The sequence below is a fragment of the Vibrio sp. sp1 genome (genome assembly GCF_016920955.1).
In the GTDB taxonomy this organism is placed as follows: domain Bacteria; phylum Pseudomonadota; class Gammaproteobacteria; order Enterobacterales; family Vibrionaceae; genus Vibrio; species Vibrio alginolyticus.
Genome location: NZ_CP060590.1, coordinates 515,911 through 542,523, shown reverse-complemented (window position 1 = coordinate 542,523; position 26,613 = coordinate 515,911). Strand labels below are relative to the sequence as shown.

General features: G+C 44.4%; 22 protein-coding genes. 10 read left to right on the top strand and 12 right to left on the bottom strand.

Annotation, left to right across the window (positions count from 1 at the left end; genetic code table 11):
* Positions 1-14 precede the first annotated feature (14 nt).
* The 4 genes from nfsA (at position 15) to H9L11_RS17895 (ending at position 4,976) form a co-directional block, all read left to right on the top strand.
* The gene (nfsA, locus tag H9L11_RS17910; RefSeq protein WP_033906672.1) at positions 15-737 is read left to right on the top strand and encodes an oxygen-insensitive NADPH nitroreductase; all 723 of its coding nucleotides are present in this window, start codon (positions 15-17) and stop codon (positions 735-737) included.
* A gap of 418 nt (positions 738-1,155) precedes the next feature.
* On the top strand, positions 1,156-2,277 hold the full coding sequence (locus H9L11_RS17905) for a polysaccharide export protein (protein ID WP_033906671.1): 1,122 nt from the start codon (positions 1,156-1,158) through the stop codon (positions 2,275-2,277).
* A gap of 69 nt (positions 2,278-2,346) precedes the next feature.
* A complete protein-coding gene (locus H9L11_RS17900; RefSeq protein ID WP_064376871.1) occupies positions 2,347-2,787 on the top strand; it encodes a low molecular weight protein-tyrosine-phosphatase in 441 nt (146 codons plus the stop codon).
* Between the two features lie 29 nt (positions 2,788-2,816).
* Positions 2,817-4,976, top strand: coding sequence for a polysaccharide biosynthesis tyrosine autokinase (locus tag H9L11_RS17895; protein ID WP_064376872.1), 2,160 nt, complete (start codon positions 2,817-2,819; stop codon positions 4,974-4,976).
* Between the two features lie 65 nt (positions 4,977-5,041).
* On the opposite strand, the gene H9L11_RS17890 is transcribed toward H9L11_RS17895, so the two are convergent.
* Together H9L11_RS17890 and H9L11_RS17885 are read right to left on the bottom strand one after the other, a co-directional pair.
* Positions 5,042-5,413, bottom strand: coding sequence for a hypothetical protein (locus H9L11_RS17890; protein WP_017634450.1), 372 nt, complete (start codon positions 5,411-5,413; stop codon positions 5,042-5,044).
* A 7-nt stretch (positions 5,414-5,420) separates the two neighbouring features.
* Positions 5,421-5,729, bottom strand: a complete 309-nt coding sequence (locus tag H9L11_RS17885; protein ID WP_005374871.1) for a monooxygenase — start codon at positions 5,727-5,729, stop codon at positions 5,421-5,423.
* A 109-nt stretch (positions 5,730-5,838) separates the two neighbouring features.
* On the opposite strand from H9L11_RS17885, the gene H9L11_RS17880 reads away from it, so the two are divergent.
* From H9L11_RS17880 to H9L11_RS17865, 4 genes are all read left to right on the top strand, one after another.
* Entirely contained in the window at positions 5,839-6,729 is an 891-nt protein-coding gene (locus H9L11_RS17880; RefSeq protein ID WP_033906667.1) for a LysR family transcriptional regulator, read from the top strand.
* Positions 6,730-7,009: 280 nt separating this feature from the next.
* Positions 7,010-8,275, top strand: a complete 1,266-nt coding sequence (locus H9L11_RS17875; RefSeq protein WP_005374868.1) for a DUF1835 domain-containing protein — start codon at positions 7,010-7,012, stop codon at positions 8,273-8,275.
* A 389-nt stretch (positions 8,276-8,664) separates the two neighbouring features.
* Positions 8,665-9,969 (top strand): dicarboxylate/amino acid:cation symporter, encoded by a 1,305-nt coding sequence (locus tag H9L11_RS17870; RefSeq protein WP_025768631.1) that lies wholly within the window; start codon positions 8,665-8,667, stop codon positions 9,967-9,969.
* Positions 9,970-10,371: 402 nt separating this feature from the next.
* Complete coding sequence (locus tag H9L11_RS17865; RefSeq protein WP_033906666.1) at positions 10,372-10,836, top strand: DUF6795 domain-containing protein; 465 nt, start codon at positions 10,372-10,374, stop codon at positions 10,834-10,836.
* 133 nt (positions 10,837-10,969) lie between these two features.
* On the opposite strand, the gene H9L11_RS17860 is transcribed toward H9L11_RS17865, so the two are convergent.
* From H9L11_RS17860 to H9L11_RS17840, 5 genes are all read right to left on the bottom strand, one after another.
* On the bottom strand, positions 10,970-11,413 hold the full coding sequence (locus tag H9L11_RS17860) for a DUF6795 domain-containing protein (protein WP_033906665.1): 444 nt from the start codon (positions 11,411-11,413) through the stop codon (positions 10,970-10,972).
* 170 nt (positions 11,414-11,583) lie between these two features.
* Positions 11,584-11,958 carry a YkvA family protein gene (locus H9L11_RS17855; protein WP_205391345.1) on the bottom strand — a complete coding sequence of 125 codons (375 nt, stop codon included), beginning with the start codon at positions 11,956-11,958 and terminating at the stop codon, positions 11,584-11,586.
* A 206-nt stretch (positions 11,959-12,164) separates the two neighbouring features.
* Positions 12,165-13,289, bottom strand: a complete 1,125-nt coding sequence (locus H9L11_RS17850) for a M20 family metallopeptidase (RefSeq protein WP_205391344.1) — start codon at positions 13,287-13,289, stop codon at positions 12,165-12,167.
* A gap of 9 nt (positions 13,290-13,298) precedes the next feature.
* Entirely contained in the window at positions 13,299-13,766 is a 468-nt protein-coding gene (locus H9L11_RS17845; protein WP_158173260.1) for a YjiG family protein, read from the bottom strand.
* The gene (locus tag H9L11_RS17840) at positions 13,766-14,506 is read right to left on the bottom strand and encodes a nucleoside recognition domain-containing protein (protein WP_005437881.1); all 741 of its coding nucleotides are present in this window, start codon (positions 14,504-14,506) and stop codon (positions 13,766-13,768) included. The genes H9L11_RS17845 and H9L11_RS17840 overlap by 1 nt, the downstream gene beginning before the upstream one ends.
* Before the next feature lie 450 nt (positions 14,507-14,956).
* Here H9L11_RS17840 and H9L11_RS17835 point away from each other — a divergent pair, with 450 nt between their 5' ends.
* Both H9L11_RS17835 and H9L11_RS17830 read left to right on the top strand, forming a co-directional pair.
* Positions 14,957-15,244 carry a hypothetical protein gene (locus tag H9L11_RS17835; RefSeq protein ID WP_205391422.1) on the top strand — a complete coding sequence of 96 codons (288 nt, stop codon included), beginning with the start codon at positions 14,957-14,959 and terminating at the stop codon, positions 15,242-15,244.
* A gap of 96 nt (positions 15,245-15,340) precedes the next feature.
* A complete protein-coding gene (locus H9L11_RS17830; RefSeq protein ID WP_053349997.1) occupies positions 15,341-16,057 on the top strand; it encodes a DsbA family protein in 717 nt (238 codons plus the stop codon).
* Positions 16,058-16,126: 69 nt separating this feature from the next.
* On the opposite strand, the gene H9L11_RS17825 is transcribed toward H9L11_RS17830, so the two are convergent.
* The 5 genes from H9L11_RS17825 to H9L11_RS17805 all read right to left on the bottom strand — a co-directional run bounded on the left by H9L11_RS17825 (position 16,127) and on the right by H9L11_RS17805 (position 26,406).
* A complete protein-coding gene (locus tag H9L11_RS17825) occupies positions 16,127-18,187 on the bottom strand; it encodes an alpha-amylase (protein ID WP_205391343.1) in 2,061 nt (686 codons plus the stop codon).
* 180 nt (positions 18,188-18,367) lie between these two features.
* On the bottom strand, positions 18,368-18,982 hold the full coding sequence (mtgA, locus tag H9L11_RS17820) for a monofunctional biosynthetic peptidoglycan transglycosylase (protein ID WP_240199946.1): 615 nt from the start codon (positions 18,980-18,982) through the stop codon (positions 18,368-18,370).
* 196 nt (positions 18,983-19,178) lie between these two features.
* Positions 19,179-21,371, bottom strand: a complete 2,193-nt coding sequence (gene glgB, locus H9L11_RS17815; RefSeq protein ID WP_224721283.1) for a 1,4-alpha-glucan branching protein GlgB — start codon at positions 21,369-21,371, stop codon at positions 19,179-19,181.
* 283 nt (positions 21,372-21,654) lie between these two features.
* Positions 21,655-23,835: a 4-alpha-glucanotransferase gene (gene malQ / locus H9L11_RS17810; protein ID WP_205391341.1), complete on the bottom strand. Its 2,181-nt coding sequence runs from the start codon at positions 23,833-23,835 to the stop codon at positions 21,655-21,657.
* A gap of 117 nt (positions 23,836-23,952) precedes the next feature.
* The gene (locus tag H9L11_RS17805) at positions 23,953-26,406 is read right to left on the bottom strand and encodes a glycogen/starch/alpha-glucan phosphorylase (RefSeq protein WP_053307964.1); all 2,454 of its coding nucleotides are present in this window, start codon (positions 26,404-26,406) and stop codon (positions 23,953-23,955) included.
* Between the last annotated feature and the right edge of the window lie 207 nt (positions 26,407-26,613).

Here is a 26,613-nt window from a genome sequence, read left to right as displayed (position 1 = left end):
GATGTTAAGTCACCATGAACAGCACGATTCAAACAATTCTCAATCACCGCTCAATTCGAAAATTCACCTCACAACCGATTGAGAGCGAACAATTAGATGCCATTCTTCAAGCCGGCCTTGCGGCGTCCTCATCAAGCATGTTGCAAGTCGTTTCAATTATTCGCGTGACCGACAAAGAAAAACGTACGCTATTAGCTCAATATGCCGGAAATCAAGGGTACGTTGAAAGCGCGGCTGAGTTTTTGGTGTTTTGCATTGATTACCAACGCCACGCCAGTATCAACCCAGATGTTCAAGCTGATTTTACCGAGTTAACGCTAATAGGCGCTGTAGACTCGGGCATCATGGCACAAAATTGCTTGCTTGCGGCGGAGTCGATGGGACTAGGAGGTGTGTATATTGGTGGTTTACGAAACAATGCCCAAAAAGTAGACGAATTATTAGGTTTACCTAAAAATACCGCCATTTTATTTGGTATGTGTCTTGGTCATCCAGATCAAGCCCCTGAAGTAAAACCTCGCCTACCTAAGCATGTCGTGGTGCATGAGAATCAGTATCAAGACCTAAACTTGGATGATATTCAGACGTATGACCAAACTATGCAAAACTACTATGCAAACCGTTCGAGCAATCAAAAACAGAGTACTTGGTCGCAAGAAGTCACCAGTAAACTGGCTGGCGAATCACGTCCGCACATCCTGCCGTATTTGAATGGGAAGGGGCTAGCGAAGAAGTGACCATGTCGAAAGACAACAAAACAAAAAAGAGATCCGAGTCACACTTTTGATAATCCTATTTAATACAACGAGATAATTAGTCGGTAGATTTTCTTGGTTGTATTTTAGAAAGAAAACACTACATATAGAGCTAATAAACAAAATTTGAGCTAATTGAACAAGTTTTTTATCCGAAATATGAAATCTTGTAAGTGAAAACATAAAAATACGATATTTATCTGGACACTTGCTGCATTATTGTCTAATGCTCTAATCATTGAAATTCATTAGAGTTCATGCCTCCAGATGCAATCAATCCCTTATTGAGCACTTTATAAATAGAAGAAGGTGGTGCTTATAAGGTTATGTTGTGAAGTCTTTTCTGGAAAAGAATGTTGCTACCAGCAACTCGCTCTTTACGTCAGATGAATGAAAAAACATGAATTTCAAACATAAAAAGCTAGCTAGTTTAGTGCTCTCCTCAGTACTTCTTTCTGGATGTACTGTACCCGGTAGTCACCTTTCCACAGATGGAAAAAACTTCGTCGAAGACAGCAATGTTAGTCGCACTTCTGATTTCAATGTTTTTCCACTTACACTTGATAAAGTATCTCAACTTAAAAGTTTGGGGATAGAAGCCAAATCCAACCCTGAACTAGATCGCCAACTTAGCGCTTATGAGTATGAGGTTGGCCCTGGAGATATACTAAACATTACTATTTGGGATCACCCAGAACTAACTATTCCTGCTGGTTCTTATCGCAGCTCTGCTGAAGCGGGGAATTGGGTACATGCTGATGGTACTATCTTCTATCCATATATAGGTATTGTTGAAGTTGCGGGTAAAAACGTTCGTCAAATTCGTGCTGATATTTCTCGCCGATTAGCAAAGTACATAGAAAGTCCTCAAGTGGATGTCAGCGTAGCAGCTTTTCGTTCGAAAAAATCCTACATTACTGGTGAAGTAAGTAATCCTGGACAACAACCAATCACCAACATCCCACTCACCTTGTTAGATGCAATTAACCGTGCAGGTGGATTAGCCGAAAACGCCGACTGGAAAAATGTAACACTGACAAGAAACGGCATAGTTGAAAACATATCTCTTTATGCGCTGATGCAAGAAGGCGACCTCACTGAAAATAGGCTACTTCAACCAGGTGATATCATCCATGTGCCAAGAAATGATTCACAAAAGGTTTTCGTTATGGGTGAAGTTAACGATCCTAAACTACTGAAAATAGATCGCGCTGGCATGAGCCTTACGGAAGCTCTGAGCAACGTTGGCGGTATTAATCAGATATCAGCGGATGCGACAGGTGTATTCGTAATTAGGAGGTCACAAGACGCAGGTTCACTGGGCGACATATATCAACTTGATGTCTCCGATGCGGCAGCGCTCGTTATTGGTACTGAATTTGCTCTGAAACCGTATGACATCGTTTATGTCACTGCGGCGCCTATCAGTCGTTGGAATCGCGTTATTGCACAACTAGTACCTACCATCTCAGGCTTCAATGAACTTACAGAAGGCGTCCTTCGAGTCAGGACTTGGCCATAGAAAAAGCATTCTGAAGGGCTTGTTTGAACATAAACAAGTCATTCAAACGTTGTCTATAAGGAGCAAAACATGTTTTCGAACATTCTTGTCGTGTGTGTAGGTAATATTTGTCGCTCTCCCACAGGAGAGCGGTTACTACAGCAACTACTCCCAGATAAACAGATTTCTTCGGCGGGTATTGCCGTAGAAAAAAGTCGCCTAACCGGAAAGCCAGCAGATGAAACCGCCAGACTTGTCGCGTCAGAACGTGGTATCTACCTGCTAGACCACAAAGCGCAGCAGCTAACCGCTAAGTTGTGCGCAAAACAAGACCTAATATTGGTGATGGAACAAGGTCATATCGATGCTTTGACGGAGCTGGTACCAGAGGCTAGAGGTAAAGCAATGTTATTTGGTCACTGGATAGGTTCCGTGGATATTCCAGATCCATACAGACAGAGTAGAGAAGCCTTTGAGCATGCATTATCTCTGATTGAAAATGCTGCTCATGCATGGGCAAAAAAAATATAAATTCAGATCACTTGGCGAAATAAAAAATAATGGCTAACCAAACAATACAACCATCTGCTCTTGCTGATGATGAGATCGACCTAGGCAAGCTCTTCGGCATATTGATAGACGCGAAATGGTTTATCATCAGTATTACACTCTTTTTTGCAACATTAGGTATCGCGGTCGCGTTGCTATCAACTCCGATTTACAAAGCCGACTCGTTAATACAAATCGAAAAGAAAAGTTCAGGTGGTATTTCGGCGATGGTCGGTGACATGGGAGAACTCTTTTCTGCCGAATCATCTGCAACTACAGAAATTGAAATAATTAAATCGAGAATGATTCTTGGCGATACCGTTGATAAGTTTAACTTAACAACCATTGCCACTCCTGATTACTTACCTTTTGTTGGTAAAGGTCTAGCACGAATCAACGGTACTCAAAACTACATTTCTTTGACCACGTTTGAAGTACCTCGAACGGCTAAAGGATTATCTCATCAACTGATTGCTACAGACATCGAGAAAGGTCAATTCAGCTTGATGCTTGAAGACCAAATGGTACTTTCTGGTTCAGTTGGTCAACTAATTGAGATGAATGGCTATCGTGTAAAAGTGAACCAGCTCAATGCTCAAAATGAAGATACTTTTACAATAAGTAAAATAAGCAAGTTAGATGCTATCAACAAGTTAGCCTCACAACTTTCTATTTCAGAGAGAGGTAGCCAAACAGGTATTGTATCTCTAAGTATTGAAGGTGAATACCCAGACCACAATCAGCTTGTTTTAAATGACGTTGTTCAAAACTATTTTTTGCAGAATGTTAGAAGAAACTCAGCTGAAGCTGAGCAGAGCCTCAACTTCCTTAAAGGTCATTTACCCGAGATTAAGGACAAGCTAACTATTTCAGAAGATACATTGAACAGTTTTAGACAAGAAAACGAATCTATCGATTTAAATCTCGAAGCACAATCGACTCTAAAAGTGATGGTGGCACTTGAAGCCCAACTTAATGAGCTAACATTTAAAGAAAGTGAAATCAGTCAAAAATTCACCCAAGACCACCCAGCTTATAAATCGCTGTTAGACAAACGTCAGACATTACTGCAAGAGAAAGAGCGTCTTAACAAACAAGTTCAAAAACTACCAAAAACACAGCGCGAAGTCTTGCGTATGACTCGTGATGTCGAAGTAAACCAGCAAATCTACATCCAACTTTTGAATAAAGTTCAAGAGCTAAATATCATAAAAGCTGGCACCGTGGGTAATGTGCGTATTATTGACAATGCACAATCTTACGCCGTTCCTATTAAACCGAAAAAACCTTTGATTGTGGTTTTGGCTACTCTTCTAGGAGGCATGGTAGCTGTCGCATTTGTTCTGGTAAAAACCGCGTTTCATCGTGGAGTGACTTCTCCTGATGAAATTGAGCAAACTGGAATATCTGTATATGCAAGTGTTCCAAAATCAGCACAACAATTGGAAGTTGCGAACAAGCTAAAACGTAAAAACAACAAAGACTTACTTCTTTTAGCAAATGCCAATCCAGCAGATCTATCAATTGAAGCACTACGTGGACTTCGAACCAGCTTACACTTCGCAATGTTGGAAGCCAAAAACAATGTCTTAATGATTTCAGGCCCAGCGCCTTCCATAGGTAAGACGTTTGTATCAACTAACTTTGCTGCAGTTGCGGCTAAAACGGGTCAAAAAGTCCTTTTGGTGGATGCTGACATGCGAAAAGGTTATTTACAGCAATGTTTTGGCCTCACAGCAGAGCAAGGGTTATCTGACTTACTAAGTGGAAAAATTGATCGAGCAACCGCAATCAAGCCAAGTCAAGTTGAAAACTTGGATGTGGTTACTCGTGGTCAAGTACCACCAAATCCATCAGAGCTTTTGATGCATCCACGATTTGTTGAATTTGTAGAACAAGTATCAAAAGAATACGATCTAATCATCATCGATACACCGCCTGTACTCGCAGTTACCGACCCAAGCATTGTTGGCGCGCTTGCAGGAACAACTCTGATGGTCGCTCGTTTTGATCAAACGACTTTGAAGGAGATTGAAGTCGCGCAAGGTCGCTTCGAGCAATCAGGCGTTGAAGTTAAAGGTGTGATTCTCAATGCAGTTGAGAAAAAAGCATCTAACTCATACGGCTATGGATACGGCTACTATAACTACGCGTACAAAAGCGAATCATAACTTGAATTTAGATCGCTAATTAAACCAAATATGACAAAGCCCTGCTAGAAACAGCAGGGCTTTTTCTATTGCACTCTTAGTTGCTTGTACGTAATCAAACTAAGCAAGACAAAGAATATTGGGTCACTCCAACCAAAACCGACAAATACTCCGATAATGCCGGCATAGGTAGTAATCACTGCCCCTAAGCCATTAGTAATCAATAATGCTTTAAACAGCTGTTTCGCAGTATGCCCTGATTCCACATTACGTAACATCAAACTCACCGCTGCGATTCCACCTAAAAAGATCGAAGTATGCTGCGATAAAAACAGCGCGTACTGGTCGTTAATTTGTACTCCATACATCGGCCACATTATGGTTGGTACAAAAAACAACGCAAAAGCGAATACCGTATATACGACACCATGAACGGTTAGAAAAGTGCGGTTGGTCATCATCTCCTTATCCTCTAATAGGCCCTTGATTGAGCGTCGTTAACGGCACATTGATATCGAAAATTTGACCTCGTACTTCGACTACGCCCATTTTTCGTAAGCGTGCGGCATGCATTTCGAGATAAGCTTGCGCCGTGGCTTCATCTTCAAAAAGATAGATACCACCACCGAGTTTGTCTTTTTCGCTTTCCGTCCAGATTTTCCAAATCATGCCCGGCTCTTGGTTAATCGACTTAGCTAAGTCGACCAGAGCATTCGACATCTCGTCACCAAACGGACCATGAAATTCAAAATCAACTTGCAATAATTTCGCCATCTTGAGTCTCCTCTTCTTATTGACTCGTTTTCGATGACAAGATTATTACCTTTATAAAACTGACAGAAAAGTTCATAATTTCGCCATTAACTGTCTAAAAAATTGACTCATGAGACTAAAAACGACCTTAGAACAATGGCAAACGCTACAAGCGATTAATCAAGAAGGCAGCATTCAATCCGCAGCTTTACTGCTCAACAAGAGCCATACTACATTGATCTACTCGGTGAGGAAGTTAGAAGACCAACTTGGTATTCAACTTATCGAAGTACGAGGGCGCAAAGCGGGTTTGACAGAGCACGGCAAAACCATACTGCGTCGTGCACAATCCATGCTTGAACAAGCGCGGGAACTAGAAGTCATCAGCGAGCAGTTAAAAAGTGGGGTGGAATCTCAAATCACGGTCGCAGTAGATCATCTTTGTGACCCTTGTTGGCTTTATGCACCACTCAGTCAATTTTTGGAGGACAACAACACGACCTCCGTTCAAGTGGTTGAAACGTCACTGAGCAAAACAACCGAAATGGTCGTAAATGAGCTCGCTGACATCGCAATCATCAACTTACCGATAACCAACTACCCTGCCGAAGCATTTGGCGTAACAACCATGCTGCCTGTAATCGCAGCACACCATCCACTCGCTAAAAAGCCGCATGTTTCCATCGACGATTTTGCAACCACCAGCCAAATTGTCATCCGTGACTTAGGTGATTCAGACAAAACGAAAAGAGATGTGGGTTGGTTACGCGCACGTCAGCGTATTACCGTCGATAACTTCGACCACGCTTTTCACGCCGTAGAGCAAGGCGTTGGGTTTTGTCGGCTACCAGCGCACTTAGTCTCAGCCCGAAAGAGCGATAAAATTAAAGTATTGGAGCTCGAACACTCCCATCAATATCAAGTTGCGCTGCACCTCACTTTGCCCAAAGGAGCCAAAAGTGGTCCTGCGACTCAAGCGCTTTATCGTATTTTACTCAAAAGTGTAGAAACTCGAGTCTAGCAACAGTGGTATTGAGTTGAATCGCTAGTGTTATCGCCTATTGATTCTCCCTAAACATAGAGAAACGGCCATTTTGTGACGCTACACTCTCACAAAAGGTTGCACGAAGGATAGCGACCACCTACTATCACTCTGCTCATGCCTAAAGCACCCAACACTCGCGGAAAGAACTCGGTTCACGGCAATATCCTCACCTGCTTGGTTTAGCAGGCACAATCTGTTTTTACCTTCTTTTTAGCTTCTATTTAGGCGAGTGTGGAAGAAATAAGAAAGGTGAAATATGAACTCTACAAATAGCTTCTCGATCAATATCAATCAGCAAAAATCCATTGCTAAAAAAAGGCTCAAAGCTATCCGCCTATACGATGACGCCACGTTGGAGTTAGTTAAGCGATTTCACTCCAAACCAGAATCTTTGGCTCCCAATACAATTCAATTGGCTGACGTTCAACATGCACTCGCAAGAGAACTGGGCTTATCCAGTTGGAGTAAACTAAAAGCTCATGTCGAAGAGCTAGAAGCGCACAAACTAGCCATCAAAGAACAAAAACCGCCCCTAGATGCAAAAGTAAAAACGCTACACGTTCGTTGTGGCCACGACATTCAACAACAACTTAAAGCCAGCGGATTTGAAGGGACATTTTTAGCCCTGATCGATCCGCTTTGTATTGGCCCCATACCAGCAACACCACAGAACTTCCTTGCCATTCGTGCCCAATATGTCGTAGAGACTCTGCTGCCTGTGATGAAGCGTGAAGACTCGGTTCAAGATATAGTCACATTGGAACAATCAAACCTCGATCTGTTGCAAAGTGATGTATTTGAACGAATCGTCTTTTGGGTCGAACATGACAGTTATGATCAATTGATGCTAATTCGTGCTCTAACACAGTTAGAGAATGTAGAGAATAAAGTGATAGAGATCATTGAGTTGAACCAGTTCCCGGGCACTGAACGATTCATCGGCTTTGGGCAGTTGCCTGAAGAAGCTATTCGTTCTTGTTGGCGATACCGTAAACCTGTGACAGCAAAATTATTCAGTCAGGCTAAACGGTGTTGGCACGCTATTACATCACCGACACCTATTTCCATAGTTAATTTGATTCAGCAGCATAACCTGGATTGCTTGCCCAATATATTCAACGTGCTTAAACGCCATTTGCAAGAGTTACCTAATTCACAAACTGGATTGAGCTTGACACAACACCTCGCACTAAAGGTCTTGAGCTCACAAAATCGTTCAATTCCCATCAAAGATTGGTTTGAGCAATATCAACAACTAGAACCTCTTCCTTACCTAGGAGACGTGATGTTTTACGCGTTACTCCTCCCTCTAGCACAGTGTCAAACACCGTTGATCACGATTGAATCACGTGAAAGGCACTGGTGGGAACAAAGCGTCCGTATCACTGAGGCTGGCAAGCAGTGTTTGGAGGGTTTAATACGAGCGAAACAATGCTATTGGGTTGGAGGGATTAAAAATACCAGTCAAAGTTATTGGAGCTGGGATCACCTCCAACTAACTACACTTGCCAACCATCATTGAGTTGACAAATATGAAAGCATAAAAGGTTCGTTGGCTCTGATGAACACTCAATACTAAAGTATCGCTAAAGAAGCGACCGCTAGTCTGAATACAACTTAAATAGTTATGCAGAAATGCATCCACTCAAAGAGAGTATGCACTCTATCTCTTATTAAAATTTATTGTAAATCCTCTTTGTTATCGGTTGTATATTCGATAAAAGTGTTAAAATACAAACTTTTAATCCGGCCAATTCGTTAATATTTGGTTAAAATCCCATTTTTATTAGTGATAAAGTTCACATCTATTAACCATTTAGAGGATTATTCTTTCGTATTTTCTCACTCCGCTGCTAATCTGCTCGCCGCTTTGAAGTGAACTCAAGGTGCATAACTATAAGGAGTGTTCTCATGAATACCAAGAAACCGATGTCGCTTACCAGCCGCGTAATTTTAGGTATGGTTGCGGGTATCTTGACAGGATTTGCAATTCGCACACTTTTTGCCGACAACGGATTTGTCGACGCATACATTGTTAATGGATTATTCGAAGTTGGTGGACAGATCTTCGTTGCCAGCTTAAAAATGCTTGTTGTACCGCTAGTATTTGTTTCGTTAGTTTGTGGTACTAGCTCTCTCAAAGACCTTTCTACACTGGGTCGCATGGGCGGTAAAACCCTCGCTTTCTACGTTACAACAACGGCTATCGCGATTACGCTTGCTCTAACTATGGGTACTCTGTTCCAGCCAGGTGCTGGCGCTGACCTAACCGCAGCAAGTTCATTCAAATCAGCAGAAGCACCATCTTTGGGTCAGGTGATCATCGATATGTTCCCAACCAACCCTATCAGTGCGATGGCTGAAGGTAAAACCCTGCAAGTTATTGTGTTCGCGGTACTATTTGGTATCGCGATCAGCGCAGCAGGCAAACCTGGTGAACGTATTGCAGCGTTCTTCGCTGATCTGAATGAAGTGATCATGAAACTGGTTGCGATTTTGATGAACTTGGCGCCTTATGGTGTGTTCTTCTTAATGGCGAAGCTATTTACTGGTCTTGGTCTGGGCGCAATCGTCAATCTGGCAGAGTACTTCTTAGTACTGGCGGGGACGCTTGTCCTGCACGGCCTAGTCACTTACAGCTTAATGTTAAAAGGTTTCACTGGTCTAAATCCAATTACGTTCCTGCGTAAGATGGAAGACGCGATCATGTTTGCTTTCTCGACCGCATCATCAAACGCGACGATTCCAGTGACAATGGAAACAGCAAAGCACCGCATGGGTGTTGAGAACCGTGTATCATCGTTCACAGTACCACTTGGTGCAACCGTGAACATGGACGGTACGGCGATCATGCAGGGCGTAGCAACTGCGTTTATTGCTCAAGCTTTCAATATTGATTTAACTATGGGCGATTACCTAATGGTTATCATGACGGCAACTCTGGCGTCTATCGGTACCGCAGGTGTTCCTGGTGTGGGTCTTGTCATGCTTGCTATGGTATTGAACCAAGTTGGTCTGCCGCTTGAAGGTATCGCGCTCATCATGGGTGTTGACCGTCTTCTTGATATGATTCGTACCGCGGTAAATATCACTGGTGACAGTGCTGTAACCGTCATCGTTGCAAAATCAGAGGGTGCATTGGATGAAGCTCGCTTCAACGACCCAATGGCAGGCGTAGCCGAAGAAGAAGTGCACCTGAAACGCGCGGAAGCTTAAACCCTTCCAAGTTAAATTATCCTGTCTAAGCAAAAACCACCTTACTCTAAGGTGGTTTTTTATTTCCAATTAACCCGAAGTCAAAAAGGTTTAGATAAATTTCTCGTCCCCCGAGGTTGTTTCAATTACTAATCGGTAAGTAGTTCGATTCTATATTAGTTCATCTAGAGGGTTAAGATAACTCGCCTATGTTTATTACTTTGAAAATGATATAAGGAACATTTTCATCATATAGAGATACAAATTCCATTATCAAATTAAAGTTCAAAACCAAATCGCGATAGATAGTAGTCTGATAATTAAGTTGGTACTAAGATACATACATCATAATTTCATGTTTAAAAATAGTCTTTTTTATTCATTTTCTCATTTCCAATACTTGCATTAGGTTTCAACGAAAGTATGTTCGATTTTTTTAAGAAATTTAAATATACATTAAGCCCAGAGGTAAAAGGTACTTTAGTTCTTGATCAAAGACCTCTAGAAAATGTAACGGTTTACTTAGAAGCTAATTTTTTAAAAAATAATTACAAAAGGAGTTCAAGTACTAATGAGTTAGGTGAATTTCACTTTAAACCAGTCATACATGCTCAAAGGTTCAAAGAATCAGCTTTGAATCAAACATATTCATATATCGGAATATATACCTATATAAATGAAGAAAAGAAATATATTTGGGAGTCTCAGTTAAACTACGTTTCACCACCTATATTTATAAAGGACAACTTAAGTAATCTTTACTGTGAGCTTGAAGGTACCGAGTTTCGATACTTTTTCAAGAATATCAATCTAGAAAATGCTGGAGATCTAATGGTTATTAGCAACTGCAATTTAAATGGATTTTTATATAAAAGACATTTTTCATAGAGTTTATGATTGTGATGATTATTAAACTCAAAGTTCTTTAAAAGAAAAAGTTATACCTGCACGCCTCAATCAAGTTTAAACATATCAATCAAAGTGCTAATTCGCAGAATATTTCTCTAAAGTAATTCACTACTTAACTTTCGTATACTCCTGATTCTACATAACCAGTTAGTTTGCACTGACTGTACACATAAGTATCATCTTCACCATTTCCAAAATAAGAAAAAGCGAAGTAGTAAACTTCATTGGTTACTTCACAATTCAAATTTCCCATATTTTCTCTAGCAAACTCATAAGTCTCATAACCATCAATTGAAGACTCCCATATCGTCACCTCTTCTCCATTTGCTAGATGAGTCTTCAGGAAAACGAGCACGTATTTCTGATCTAAGTTCAATAAGTCTTGAGACTCATGCTCTTCAAATGCAGGGAAGGCAAACGATCCGTTAGCATCAGTAATAGTTTGAAACTCATGAATGGTTCCACGCACACCGACTCGGAGGACCACTAATTGAGATGACAACGGTTTTACGTTCAAAGTTAGCATACCAATAATATCTGGCGTATACCTGTACATGAAAGGTTTCTCTTAGATAAAAACTTGAATCTGAAAGTACCCTTTCAAATCGAGCAAATCTACTACGGAAAAACGTATTGTTACGAGCTCGTGTGCTTTGAGTAAATGTTAAAAATAACAATTTCTTGTTTGCGCTAAACCAAACATAGAACATGTTTGATGGGCCATACCTACTCCACCATCGAATTCAGTTTTTCTCTGGCTTGTGCTTCGTGTTCTTTAGTGATGGCATTACCGACTGAGTTCGCGGCTAAGGTAAGTGCTGCCATGTCATCGGTAAAACCGACGCCAGCGAGTACGTCTGGCACCATATCGGTTGGTAATACGAAGTAAGCCAATGCTCCACCTAAAATCGCCTTATGGCGAACAGAGGTGTTAGAATCTGTCATCGCGAGCCATGATTTTATGCCCATTACGGCAATTTCTTCACCCGCTTTCCTAACCGACGCTTTCACATTACGCCAGAAGGTTTTCTCATCTGGTGCTTGCATCGTTTGGTCTAAGACGTCATCGGACGCCGAATTTACAGACATGCTTGTGGTCATCGTGCCTCCTAAATTTATGACTGTGGCATAGATATTAAGGCGATGAACCTGAACGTAGGATTAATAGCGCGTAATGATAATGAAGAAAGGAAACAAAATGGCTAGATAAAAAAATCCCCAAACCGAAGTCCAGGGATTATTGCTTTGGAAACCAAATGGTTTTGAAACCAACAGCTTTGGGAGCCAAGCTTTAGAAGCAGAATGCCTTATTGAACAATCTTCTCCAGTACACGTATCAACATTTTGATACGTGGTTCAATAGACTCAAGCAACAAGTACTCTTGATCGCTGTGGAAGCCCGCACCGATAGGTCCTAGACCATCCAAAGTTGGAACACCAAGAATCGCCGTGTTGTTTGCATCAGAGCCACCACCTACTTCTTTCCAGTTGATGTCGATCGCCAGTTCACTTGCGGCTTCTTCAACTAGCATCATCAGGCTTTCTGTTTGTGGGCTTGGCACCATAGAAGGCTTATAAGCTTCACGAACCAACTCAATTCTCACGCCACCAACGAATGGTGTTTCCAGCATGCCATTTAGCTTGCTATCGACATCATCGTATTCTTCGTTGCTCCAGAAACGCACATCCACGATCGCTTCCGCGTGCTCAGGGACGATGTTCGCACCGTTGCCGCCAGAAACAATGCCGACGTTCAGCGTAGTACCAGATTCAAAGTTGGTCATTGCATTGACAGCCAGAATCCAATTCGCCATCTCAGTGATTGCGCTGCGGCCGTTTTCTGGCTCGTTACCTGCGTGAGCAGCAACGCCATTAAAGGTCATTTTGTAGCGAGCCATGCCTTTGCGCGCTTTCACTAAACCACCGTCTGCACGTGCTGCTTCTGCAACCAGCACATTCTTAGCGTTTTTCGCAACTGATTGAATCCAATCCACAGAGTCCAGAGAGCCCGTCTCTTCATCTGGGTTCATGCAGATAGCGATAGACAACTTATCCAACACCGCTTGGTCTAGATTGCGCATCGCGTATACGATGTTCAGCAAGCCAGATTTCATGTCCGAGACGCCCGGACCGTAGGCTTTTTCTGCATCTTGAGACATTGGTCGAAGCTCAGCGGTACCCACAGGGAACACGGTATCCATGTGACCAATCAGCATCACGTCGATTTGCTCAGCTTCCGGCTTGTTTCGAACTTCAAGACCGATGCCCGCTTTGCCACAGTCGATGCGTTTTACGCTCCAACCTGACATCGCTTGGTACTTCTCTTCAAATTGAGAAGCGATAAACTCGATACCATCAGTCGTGTAAGTGCCACAATCCACATTAATCAGCGGACGTAGCTCTTCTAGATATTCATTTAGAGAGAATTGCATGACTCACTCCTAGACAAACAGATTCATCACCAGCATTGCGCCAAATGCGTTCAATACTGAGATTGCAATCATAACTGGGATGTAACGACCTTCAGTACCGATTGGCCCCATGATACGACCCATGTACTGAACTTGAGAGCCCATTAGGTAGATAGCAGGTGCAAGAATCGCAATGTGCGTGCCGTTAAGGAGACCTTGGTCAAACAGCGTGATAACCACACCCACTGCGCCACCCATCGACATCCAAGCACCGATCAATACCGCTGCAGCTTCACCCGGAAGACCAAACACCGCCATGATTGGAGAGAACACCGTGCCCATCAGATCCAGCGCGCCAGTGATTTGTAGCGCCTTGATGATAACAAATGCCATCAATACGTTAGGCACCGTAGAGGTAGTCGCAATCACCCAACCTTTCTTAGCACCTTCGACGAAGATATCCGTCACCATTGGTTTTTTCGCTTTAACGTCACCCATTATGCCGTCTCCTCTTTTAAGTTCTCTGATTTGTTTTGGTCTTGCTTGTCTTCTTTACCTTCCGTCATGTTCAGGTAGATACGGAACAGGTTCGCGCCGATGATCTTAAATGCGAACATCACCACAACTGCTAAACCAATAGAAGACGTTACTGCTAGAGAGCCGTCAGCCATCGTCAGTGTGAACAGCACAGCACCCGATGAGAAGAAGTTCACGATGGTTGCACCTGCAGTGAACTGGAACATGGTAAATACGTCCGTTTCACGCTTAGTTAGGTGACCTTCATCTTTTAGCTGACGCGTCATTGCCGCACCAGCATCGGTACTTTGTAGAGAAGCAATCAAAGCCAGACCAGAGTTACCAGGGATGCCCATTAGAGGACGTAGAAGAGGAGTAAGAAGCTTACGAGCGGCTTCAAGCGCACCGTAGTGCTCAAGTACGTTGATCATACCTAATGCGAACATAACGGTTGGAATCAAAGTAAGTGCGAAAATGAAACCGTCACGAGCACCGCTACCGCCAGTACCGCGGAAAGAGGTAGTCGCAGCTTGTACCGCGCCATCCGCACCTTCCGTTACGCCGTAAGCCACTTTACCGAAAGAGCCATTAAGCGTTGTAAAGTCGAATACACCGTACCATTCGTTGGATTGCATCAGACCAGAAAAGAACACAACCGCAAACGCGAGTGCAATGTAACACCCGATCGTCACCTTGCGTTCAGCATGAACAGGGCTTGTCATAAATTCACCTATGTATGTGGAACAGAACGCATAGATGATCCCTTGAACGACGTGCTAGAGAGATGATCAAAATCAATCCATTTACCGAACAATCATGCCACTCAATTATGAAGTTTTATTTTATGATTCCAATCACAATTGAAAGATAATAAAAATTTGTGCTAACAATTAGGTATATTAATCTATGTCGATAGCTCACGACTTCTTCATCAACTCAACAAATGATTCTGACGAATATTGCTTTCTACAACATTCATGACGTACTTCATACTTTGGCATTGAGGCAATATCGATTAACTCGAAAGTAACATTCAGCCACGAAATTTAGGTTAGGATGGCCCGGTCATATGTAAACGGCATAAACCAGAATTAACAGGACTATACGACCCATTGTTACGCTCACAATATAAAATAGCCAAATGGACACTCGCCCTCGTTCTTTGGGTGGTGATGATATGCTTAAGCCAAAATTCTGGTTTCTCGAAAAGCTGCCCGAAGGCTCACCAAATACAGGGTCAGCAAGATGAGAGTGTGAATTTATCACCATCTTGCGACCTTTCAGAAAAGCTGGTTCAAGCGTACCAACATCAGTTTGATCATATTCTTATTCCATTTTTTCTGTTTGCTTTGATTGTGGCGCTGCCGATGACAACCACAGCAATTCGTTATCTGGAATACACAGAACCGATACCGGAAAAGTATCGGGTTCACCTAAAACTTTGCGTGTTTAGAGAATAAAGCCAGCAAGGCGAGAGACCTTTCCGCCTGACTTTTGTACATATTTTATTCACTTCACATAACAAACAACGAAATTTAAAAGTTTTAGGAAATATTATGACATTCACTCGTACACTTTTGGCGTTAACGATGGCTATCGTATCTGCCGTATCTTTCGCATCAGAAAAGACCGCAGAACAAAAGCTAGAGGAAGTTAATCAGATACTAAAAGATAACCCTCAAATTCTTGATTCATTGCACCAAAACCTTCAAGAATACATTGCTTATCAACAGTCATTTGGAGACACCTTAAAGGAGGTTCGTCAATATCTAAGTGATGGCAAACATTCCTCTTTTGGTGCTGAAAACCCTGAGTTAACCATTATTAACGTAACGGACTACAGCTGCCCTTTTTGTAAACGTTTAGAAGGAGAGCTGGTCAAAGTTGGTAAGGAATATCCGCAGGTAAAAGTGCTTAACCTCAATGTCTCTTTTAAAGAACAATACGAGAAAAACGGCTACAACTCGGCAAGTTACGCATTAAATGTTTGGCAAAACCAGCGAGATAAGTACGAACAAGTGCATGAGTTATTGGTGAAAAAACCGGGCGCACATGACGCACGTTCCTTAAATCAAATCGCGAAAAAAACGGGGACAGAAGCGCAGCTTGTCGACGACAAAGAGACCAAGGCGTTGCTTGATAAAAACTATCAGTATTTCACGCAACTTGGTTTACGCGGCACGCCTGCGTTGATCATTAATGATCAAGTCATTCCTGGCTATGTGCCGTTTGACGAGCTAGAACAAGTCATCGACCAAGAACTGGCGAACTAAAACAACAAAGCCCTTCCCTGATAACTCAAGGAAGGGCTTTTTCTATCTAGGCTTAAAACGAAGTTCTAACTACTTTTCGCGACCCACAAACGCCACAACGACTTTGTCATTGCCAAGCGAGCGAGAGAACACATACGCACCTTCTTGTTCAATCACTTGATGTTGACCTGCACCAATCGCTGGGTGCGCTTTACGGAACTGACCAAGGGTTTGCCAGTGTTTGAGTAGCGCTTGCTTCTCATCCGATAGCTTCCACACCATGTCAGAACGTGTGCCTTGGTGGAAATCATCCGCGTAAGGACCAATGTTACGACCAATTTCATCACCATAATAAACATGAACAGCACCAGGACTCAGAAGCAGTGCATTCGCGGCGTTACGCTGCATACCGTAATCTTTGAAGCGAGAGAAGAACAGCTCGGTATCGTGAGAAGACATGTAGCTCACAGGGTTAAAGTCTTTCTCATTGGCGATAGTATCTGCGTAACTTTGGTAAGTGTCTGCCATTTGGCTGAAACACGCCGCGCCTTTGTCTAACTTCTTCTGCATGTCGAAGTTAATCAACGCGTCAAAGCCATCGTCAAAGTAAGGGCTGCGATAAGCGGTATGTCCCCATACTTCACCCATCATCCAGAATGGCTGACCTGACTTACCGTTCTCTTTACGCCATTGCTCAAGGCTGCTTGATGCCTCTTCTTTCAAGCGTTTCCACACATCGCCTTCAACGTGCTTCACCGTGTCGACACGGTAACCATCAATACCAAAGCGTTTCACCCAATCAGTTTGCCACTCAATTAGGTAGTCCGAGACGGTGTAATTATCACGCGCCTCAACGCGAGTGCCAGGGTTATCCAATAGCCATTGAGCTGGCTTCACGGCTTTGTCTGATTCAGTGATAAAGTCAGGCAAACCCGCCAATGACATGGTGATATCACTGCTGCCCGGAGCTGGGTATCCCGGTAGACCTGTTCTTATCCAGTCACCGCCCCACCATTTCGCCCAGTTTGGACTCTGGTAATCAATATTCTGGTGGTAGCTATGCCAATTTTCACCCGCTTTTGGTTGCCAATCCCCCCACTTCTTAGGTAGTTCAGCGTTTGGTTTTAACACCTCAATACCATCAAATTGCAAATCGGCTAACGTTGAGTAACCGGTGTGGTTGATTACTGCGTCCATCAATACTTTAAGGCCACGTTTGTGTGCCTCTTCCACCAGCTTTTTCAGGTCATCTTCGTTACCGAAGTTCTCATCAATCTTGGTGAAATCACGCGTCCAGTAACCGTGGTAAGCGTAAAATGGGAATGAGCCGCTATCGCCGCCGCCCACAAAACCATGCACTTGCTCAACGATTGGCGACAGCCAAATTGCATCTGTACCTAGGCTCTTGATGTAATCTAGCTTTTCGATCACGCCTTTTAGGTCACCACCGTGGAAGGTACCAATCTCTTCTTTGCCGTCTTTCTTGCGCCCATAGCTGTTATCATTGCTGGTATCGGCATTGTTAAAACGGTCGACCATCACGAAGTAAATGTTGGCATTACGGTAATCAAACGGTACTGCTTCTTTGGTTTTCTTCACTGGCTCTAGTAGCACCAAACCGCCGGAATCTTTGCTTGGTGTCAGCGATACTTGCTGATCTTTTACTTCGACCATTTGACCAGAATAGGCATCACGCAACTTGGTGCCATCGGGGAAACTGTCACCCAGCGCGATGGTGACTTCGCCGCCTTGGTAAACCTCACATTGCACTTGTGGGATTGGGCGTTTGAATTCTGTCTTGGCAGCTTTCTTAGGTTCACGCTTGAAGCGTAGAGTTTTGGCTTCCGCATCAAAAGCAAAAGAGTAATCGCCAGTAAAACGGATTTTTAACGGCAGTTCTGTTGGTTTTCCGCAGTTCAGCGCGATAGGTTTGTTGAATTTGACCTTCTGACCATCAGGCGCGACACAGTCGCCTTCAACACCCGTGATTTTGAGCGTGTATCCGTCTTTGGTTAAGGGCACAACCAAAGGTTGCTCTGCACTTAAAGGAAAGTCACGGCTGTTGGTCGTGGTAGAAATGGTGATGTTTGGCTCGGCGATGGCACTTGCCGATGCAAGCAATAAGGTCGTCGTAATCAGATTCAGTTTCATCGTTCAGTCCATTGGTTGCGCATAGGCGCAGTATTCGTGTTGTAGTTTTATTCACACTAATAGTAAATGGATGAAAAACTGAGCACATCATTCTGAAAGGCTACGCCCTAAAGCTTGTGACGCTTCACATTTTGCTTTTATGGGGGCGTAGTTCTACTTATGAGCAGGGTAAAAAGGAGTTTAAAGCTGAATGCTACCAAGGTTACGCATTTGTCTCATCGCCCAATTGACGCGGCTGATGGTGTAAGAAGTCTGAGGGTAAACTTTGATGCGATACGGATTTGGCAGCACCACCGCAAGCCTTGCTGCTTGGCGTGTTGAAAGTTGTTTAGCAGGAATACCAAAGTAGTTTTGCGCAGCGGCTTCCGCGCCATAAATACCTGGACCAAACTCCACCACATTCAAATACACTTCAAGAATGCGTTTTTTACTCCACATTGCTTCCATCAGCAGAGCAAAATAAAGCTCATACGCTTTGCGCACATAAGAGTGTGAAGGAAACAGAAACACGTTCTTTGCAGTTTGCTGAGTAATCGTGCTCGCACCGCGAGAGGGACCGTTCTCGCCAGACTCTGAGATCACTTTAAACAAGGAATCAAAATCCACTCCGTAATGGGTCGGGAACTTTTGATCTTCTGTCGCAATCACGGCCAGTTGAATGTGTTTAGAAATATCACTCAAAGGCACCCATTCATTTTGACTCTCTTCAGGAAATCCTTCAGGAGGAGAAATCATGCGGCTGAGCTTCCATCCCCAAATTGGTGGATCGATGTATTTCACTATGCCAACGAGCATCACTGGTAAAAGCAAAAGCACTAATAAGATATTGAACAGAAGGGATTTAATCTTTCTCAAAGTCCGACCTAGCCTGATTTAACAAAACAATATGATGCAAGTATAGAGTATGCAGTCTGTTTATCGTTAGTGAAAACTTGGTCAAAAAAAGCCCGATTTACAATGTAAAACGGGCTTAGAATTTGATTAGACTAAATTATTTGTGCAGCTTGTAGAACACGGTTGAAAGTGGAGGCAAACGAAGCTCAAGTGATTGAGGCAGTGATTCACTTTCGACTTGTTCCGTTTTCACACTGGTCAGCACTTTAAAATCGCTTCCGCCGTATTTGCTGTCGTCCGTGTTCAGCAGCAGTTCGTATTGACCTGCATTTGGAACACCTAAACGGAAACGCTCGTGTGGTACGGGCGTAAAGTTGGTGATGATGAGAATACGCTCACCCTCTTTACTGATACGCTCGTGCGCTAGGATGCTTGCATCTGCCTCGTCTTGTAGACGCCACTCAAAACCAGCAGGAACACAATCTTGATCGTGCATCGCCGCTTCATTTCGGTACAAGTGGTTCAAATCTCGCATCAGCTTTTGAACGCCTTGATGACGCTCGTATTCTAGCAAGAACCATTGCAACTGATCATCGTGGTTCCACTCCGCCGTTTGACCGATTTCCGCGCCCATGAAGTTCAGCTTTTTGCCCGGTTGACCATACATATAACCGTAGTATGCTCTTAGGTTTGCGGTTTGCTGCCATTCATCGCCCGGCATCTTGTTGTGAATAGAGCCTTTGCCGTACACCACCTCGTCGTGAGAGAGAGACAAGACGTAGTTCTCGCTGTGCGCATAAACTAGCGGAAATGTGATGGTATTGTGGTGGTATTTGCGGTGAACAGGATCTTCTTTGATGTATGAAAGACTGTCGTGCATCCACCCCATATTCCACTTGAAGCCAAAGCCTAAACCACCCATAAAGGTTGGCGCAGACACACCCGGAAACGCCGTTGACTCTTCCGCAATCGTCATCGCATTCGGGAAGTGCTTGTACACTTCTTCGTTCATCCATTTTAAGGTTGCGATTGCGTCGTAGTTTTCGTTGCCACCATCAACGTTCGGGACCCACTGATCGTGGCTACGTGAATAATCGAGATAGAGCATCGACGCAACAGCATCGACACGAATGCCATCAATATGGAATTGTTCAAACCAGTACAGCGCATTCGAGACAAGGAAGCGACGTACATGTTCACGGCCTAAATCGTAAATGTAGGAGTTCCAATCTTGGTGCCAACCGCGACGAGGATCTGGATCATGGAACAGAGGCGTACCATCAAAGTTAGCTAAACCATGATCATCCGATGGGAAATGCGCAGGAACCCAATCCAGCACTACACCGATACCAGCTTGGTGACACGCATCCACGAAGAATTTGAAATCATCAGGTGAGCCAAAACGGCTAGTTGGTGCAAACAAGCCAACAGGTTGATAGCCCCATGAACCATAGAATGGATGCTCAGACACAGGCATCAGCTCAACGTGGGTGTAGCCCATATCCACAAGGTATGGCACCAACTGCTCCGCGAGTTCGCGGTAGTTCAGGAAATCACCGTTCTCGTCGCGCTTCCATGATCCAGCATGTAGCTCGTAAAACGATAACGCTTCATCACGCTTTTGTGTCACTGCTCGGTTTTGCCATTTCGCATCTTGCCATTGGTAACGCTTGTGATCGTAGGTAATGGATGCGAACGATGGGTATTGCTCAGAGTAGAAACCCCAAGGGTCTTGTTTGTGTGGCAACCCTTCCCCATTTGGCCCTTTGAGCTCAAATTTGTATTGTACCCCCTCTTCCAAACCAGGAATGAATAGGCCCCAGATACCGTAGTCTAAGCGTTGCATTGGATGACGACGGCCATCCCATTGGTTGAAGCAACCCACAAGGCTAACAGCAGATGCATGTGGTGCATAAACAAGGAAACGCACACCAGAGATGTTTTCACCGCCACGCTCTAGCGTGACAAAGTGCGCGCCCATGTAGTGATACATGTCTTTTGGCGTATGCAGATGCTCGTACTCTTGGTAGATATTGTGGTACTGGTACGGGTCATCAATAATTTGTTCAACACCATTCCAATCGACCGCTAAACGGTAGTGGGTCAGGTGTAAATCGCGTTGTTCTTTTAAGATGAAACCGCTGTCGCCATCACGCTCAAGCGCCACGCGAGGTTCACCATTAACAAGCAGTTCAACCTTGTTTGCGCCCGGCATCCAAACTCTCAGCGAAGCTTCGTCGTCAATGAATGGACCCAGCGCCGCAAATGGATCTGAGTAAGCCGCCTCAGCAAGCAGTTCGTATGCGCGTTCGTGTTGTTTCTTTATTTTCTTGGTTTTGGTGGTTTTCAAATCTTTCTCCCTAGAGCCAACATCCTTTTCAAGACCAGAGATCTGAATCAAACATCGGTTTCTCCACAGCCAACGTTGTGAACTCACAAAAAGACTCCGCTTCTCACGTTCGTTGCGTAAACGGCGTCAAAATACAAAAATGCCCGCTATTGTCGCGGGCATAATAACGGTACTTCATCCTAACGGATTGTGTTTTAGGAATGAGTGACCTAGACGGAACTTTCGTACCTCTGAGCTAACAAAATTGGTAATCAGCTCGTCCATCTACGCCACTCTAGGCATCTTACTTACTCGCCTGTGCGCGAACTTCAGTAAGGCGTTTAGAAATACGATTCACATCTTCACGGCTGAAGATTTCATCTAGGTTCATCGACAATTTACGACGCCAGTTTGGATACTCATCCACCGTACCAGGAATATTGACAGGTTGATCCATTTCTAGCCAGTCTTCAAGCTGAACGCTAAGCAGTGCAGAGTCACCCGCGGCTACGTGCAGTTGCAGCGCTTCGCTTAGGTATGAATCCATTGGCACGTACTGAGCATCATGACCAATGCCTTCTGGCAGATAGCCATGCCAGCGAACACTGTCTAGAATGCCTTGTTTGCACTTCAAGCGGTCAGCGAATAGGCCTTCCAACTGCTGCTCATCAGGGTACAGACCAATCTCACGCCCCATCTTCAAGTCATCACAGTGCCAGAAACCGCGTAGTGTTGGCATATCGTGCGTACACAGCGCAGCCATAGACTGCTCAGCGTAGTGCTTCGGAGAAATAAAACCGCCGTCGTCTTTTGATGTTTCGAAGAAGAAGACTTTGTACGAATGCACACCCGCATCACGAAGGATATCAACGATTTCATCAGGTACAGTACCCAAGTCTTCACCGATTACAGAACACTGATGACGGTGAGATTCCAACGCTAGGATGGCTAGCATGTCTTCAACTGGGTAGTACAGGTATGCGCCTTCTGTCGCTTTCTCGCCTTTTGGAATCCACCAAAGACGAAGCAGGCCAAGTACGTGGTCGATACGCAATGCTCCACAATGCTTCATGTTAGCACGTAGCAATTTGATGTAAGCGTCGTAGCCAGTCGCTTCTAAAACCTGAGGGTTAAGCGGAGGCAGACCCCAGTTTTGGCCTAGTGGACCAAGTACATCTGGTGGTGCACCGATGCTTGCATCCAATACTAGCGCGCCTTCATCAGCCCATGTTTCACTACCAGAATCAGCAACACCAACCGCAAGGTCACGGTATAAACCCACAGCCATGCCTTTTTCTTCGGCTAGCGCTTGCGCTTCTTTGATTTGATCGTCTGCGATCCATTGCAGGTACATGTACAAGTGAACACGATCTTGGTTGTCCTTAATGTACTTCTGAGTACCAGCTGCGTCGAATGTGCGGTATTTCTCAGGGAATACTGGCCAGCCCCACATGTTTGCATCTTCTGCATGTAAATCAGCATGAAGTGCATCGAATGCAGCTTGATGTAGCAAGCTGTCGCCGCCTTTTTCAACAAAGTCCAAGAAGGCACGAGCGCGATCGGTGTTCTTGTCTAAATGGCGAGCTTTAAACTCACTGAATAGCAGCGGAAGAACGCTCATTTTTAGTTGCGAAACTTCGGTGTAACTCACCCAATGAGAGTCTCGCGCTTTTTGTAGACGTTGTTGGAACTCTGCGCTACCCACTCGCTGTTGTGCTTCTGCACTAAGCGCGAACTCAGGTACAGAGCTTACGTCGATGTACATGATGTTCAGCCAGCGACGAGAAGACGGGCTGTATGGGCTTGCCCCTTCTGGATTCGCAGGGAACAGCGAGTGAATCGGGTTCAAGCCAATGAAGTCACCGCCACGAGAGGCAATATCACTCACCAGTTGTTTTAGGTCACCAAAATCACCGATGCCCCAGTTATGCTGAGTACGCAGTGTGTAAAGCTGGATACTAGGACCCCATAGCTTTTTGTGTTGGTTTAGATCGTCTTGTTTGAAACACGCTTTCGGCGTAATGATCAATGACATCTCGTAAGGTGTTTTACGACGCTTACGACTGATGATCAGTTTGTGATAACCCCAAGCCAAGTTCTTTGGCAATGCAAACACTAGAGGGCCACCCTCAGCACGCTCATCACGAACAATTTGGGACTGAAGATAGCCTTCAAGTACCTCTCCTTGTTCTGTTTCTAAACGCCAGCTGAATTCACTCTCACGAGCACTCGTACCTAGGTTTAGTTCCACTTCGACTGGTTCGCCGTCGCGTAAAACAAGAACAGGGGCTAGTACGTCTTTTTTATGTTTCTTTTCAGCAGAAGCCAGTAGTCTTTCATCACTGCTAGTATCGTAGCCAAGCGAAGCGAGCAAGCGGCGTAGCGTCTCCTCAGACACTTTAGCCTCATCTCCCCAAGCACTGACATAGCTATCAGCCAATCTCGCCATTTCCGCGACTTTCTTTAATGCTGTTTGTTCTTTCATCGCTTTCTCCGAAGGTAATACCAACACCTTCCATGTAGGGTTTTATTGTTATCAATAACTTCTTTTGGAAAATGACCAAAGGTAGCGCTTGGCTACCTTGGTCTTAACTAGGTTCTATTAGCGTTTCACCGCTTCAAGTTTCCAGATATTGTTCACGTAGTCTCGGATTGAGCGGTCTGACGTGAACTTGCCAACAAGGGCGGTATTAAGAATGGCCTTCTTCGCCCAGCCAGCTTGATCTTTATATTGTTCGCTCATGTCTTCGTGCGCTTTCACGTAAGATGCAAAGTCCGCAAGACATAAGTACGGGTCACCGCCGTCTAGTAGGCTGTCGTATGTGGCACGCAGTAAGCCCGGTTGACCTGGAGTGAATTCTTCACCCAGTAGTAGGTCCATGGACGCTTTGAGTAAGTGATCCGCATTGTAGTAATCAAATGGGTTATAACCTTGAGCTTTCAGCGCTTTCACACCTTCAACATCTAGACCGAAGATATAGATGTTCTCATCGCCTACTTCCTCACGAATCTCAACGTTTGCACCATCCATTGTACCGATAGTTAGCGCACCGTTTAGCGCCATCTTCATGTTACCTGTACCTGATGCTTCTTTACCCGCTAGCGAGATTTGTTGAGAAACGTCAGCCGCAGGGATAATGATTTCAGCCATGCTCACGCGGTAGTCAGGGATGAATACCACTTTCAGCTTGTTACCGATGCGAGGATCGTTGTTCACCTTGTCTGCAATCTTGTTGATTGCGAAGATGATTTCTTTCGCTAGGTGGTAACCCGGTGCTGCTTTTGCTGCGAAGAACACAACGCGTGGCGTACACTCAAAACCTGGTTCATTAAGAATACGGTGGTACAGAGACAGTACGTGTAGCAAGTCTAGATGCTGACGTTTGTACTCGTGCAGACGCTTGATTTGAACATCGAAGATTGCATTAGTATCGAGCTCGATACCCATGTTCTCTTTCACCCAAGTTGCTAGGCGTTCTTTGTTCTCTTTCTTCACTGCCATGAATTCTTTTTGGAATGTCGCGTCAGTAGCGTACTTCGCAATACCTTCAAGTTGCTCTAGTTTCGCTGGCCATTCTGGGCCGACTTTCTCAGTGATAAGCTGAGACAGACCTGGGTTACAGAACTTCAACCAGCGACGTGGCGTAATACCGTTCGTTACGTTGTGTAGACGTGTCGGGTACATTTCGTGGAACTCTGGGAATAGGTCTTTCTTAACCAATTCAGAGTGAAGTGCTGCTACACCGTTTACTGCGTAAGAGCCGATTACACATAGGTTTGCCATGCGAACCATGCGGTGGAAACCTTCTTCGATGATAGAAAGCTTCTGTTGCTTCGCGACATCACCCGGCCACATTGCACGTACGTCTTGTAGGAAGCGGTGGTTGATCTCGTAAATGATCTCCATGTGACGTGGTAGCAGGTGCTGGATTAGCGACTCTGGCCATGTCTCTAGTGCTTCTGGAAGTAGCGTGTGGTTGGTGTACGCAAATGTCTTAGAGCTGATTTCCCAAGCCGCTTCCCAAGTTAAACCTTTTTCATCCATCAGGATGCGCATTAGTTCAGGAATCGCAATCGTTGGGTGTGTATCGTTAAGCTGGATAGTCTCTTGCTTAGGTAGATCCGCTAGCGAGTAGCCCGCAGCTTCGTGGCGACGTAGGATGTCACGTACAGACGCTGCTGAGTGGAAGTACTGCTGCATTAGACGCAGTGTTTTACCTTTCTCGTGGTTGTCGTTCGGGTAAAGCACTTTAGTGATGTTACCTGCGTCGATCAGTGCGTGCTGAGCTTCGAAGTAATCACCATTGTTAAAGCTTGCTAGTGAGAATGGTGCAATCGCCTGACATTCCCAAAGACGTAGCGGGTAAACCGTGTCTGATTCGTAACCCACAATTGGAAGATCCCAAGGCATTGCTCTTACTGTCATGCCTGGTACCCATTTGCGAACTTCTTTACCGTTCTCGTTAATCACTTCAACGTGACCGTAGAAACCGATCTCTTGCGCAAGTTCTGGACGCGCAATTTCCCAAGGGTAGCCTTCTACACCGCGCCAAGCGTCAGGTGCTTCTTGCTGGCGACCATCTTTGAATGACTGTTTAAATAGACCGTATTCGTAATGTAAACCATAGCCGACAGTTGGGAATTCTTGTGCCGCACATGAATCCATGAAACACGCAGCCAGACGACCAAGGCCACCGTTACCCAATGATGGGTCGCGCTCTTCTTCTAGCAGATCAGTTAGGTTGTAACCCAGTTCAGCCATTGCTTCTGTTACTTGTTCATACAGACCCATGCTGATTAGGTTGTTACCCGTCAAACGACCGATAAGGAATTCTAGCGAAAGGTAGTTAACGCTCTTCGCACTTTTAATGCGTGGATCTTCTTCTGTCGCAAGCAAATCTAGAGTAGTAAATTCAGCCAGAGCATGCCCCATTGCTAGGTACCATGCGCGGCTGTCTGCGTTTTCAATCGTATGAGCGTAAGTTACAGATAGGTGTTTCTTTACGCTTTCTTGGAACGACTTCTTGTCAAATTGTTTTTGTTGAGTAGGTTTCATTACGAAATTCTCACGTCTTTTGGTAATTCATCTGCCATACATCGTGCATTTACCTCTGTGAATAAACATCCTCCTAATTCTCATCCTTTGAAGGAGGAGAGCTGAGGGCGTAGAGGGGGTACCATTGCTAGGTTAGTGATCCAAATCTCAACAAAGTGAACTTTGCGCCAGTTCTTAGTGATTTTGATCACAATGGAATGTGAGAAA